The sequence below is a fragment of the Prevotella sp. CAG:592 genome (assembly GCF_000436015.1).
Taxonomy (GTDB): domain Bacteria; phylum Bacteroidota; class Bacteroidia; order Bacteroidales; family Bacteroidaceae; genus Prevotella; species Prevotella pectinovora.
This window is the reverse complement of sequence record NZ_FR892535.1, coordinates 1-788: the sequence shown is the minus strand read 5'-3', so window position 1 is coordinate 788 and position 788 is coordinate 1. Positions and strand designations below refer to the sequence as shown.

At 40.4% G+C, this 788-nt stretch carries 1 protein-coding gene; it reads left to right on the top strand.

All coding sequences use genetic code 11. From position 1 onward, the window contains the following. Positions 1-311 precede the first annotated feature (311 nt). Complete coding sequence (rpsU, locus tag QVO99_RS03250; protein WP_022316160.1) at positions 312-503, top strand: 30S ribosomal protein S21; 192 nt, start codon at positions 312-314, stop codon at positions 501-503. Positions 504-788 lie beyond the last annotated feature (285 nt).

The following is a 788-nucleotide window of genomic DNA, read 5'->3' as shown; positions in this document are numbered from 1 at the left end:
GGTAGACCTTGACGATGATGTGATAGATGTGTATAGATTTGCCGATGGAGTAATCGTGGCAAGAAAGAGCGGCTTTGTATTTATAGACGGCGACAAACTGAAAGAATTCGGGAAATAGGCTGCTTTCTATGGGAAACTTGCTGGTTTTTAATGGGAAACTTAGCAACTTTACATGAGAAAGTATGCAACTTTCTTATATTTTGACGTAAAAACTTGCAAGATTTGAAAAATAGAAGTAATTTTGCAGCCGCTTATCAAAGCATCTGATATATAATTAATTAAGTATAACCAAATAAAACAAAAAAGAAAAAATGATTATTGTACCAGTTAAGGAAGGCGAGAACATCGAGAGAGCCTTGAAGAAGTTCAAGAGAAAATTTGAGAAGACAGGTGTTGTTAAGGAGCTCCGTGCCCGTCAGCAGTTCGACAAGCCATCTGTACTCAAGAGACTCAAGATGGAGCGCGCTATCTATGTTCAGCAGCTGAGAGACGCTGAGGAATAATCTCCTTCAAGAGAGACGTTTTAACAAAGTTTTTTGAACAATTCTTTTGTAACAGGAGGTGTACTTAGGTAGATAATCAAAAGAATATTTAAGGTGCCGGGACTTTACCGTAAGTCAGAGCCCTTGCAAAGATGATACATTCGCACATTGATTCAAGTGCAGATGTATCATCTTTTGTTTTTTATACATAATGACCGGTTGGGGCTTCAAATGGGCACGGTGCTTGCCCAACCGGAGAACGCTGCTTACCCATCATGGGCACGCTGCTTGCCCCTGTTGGGCAGA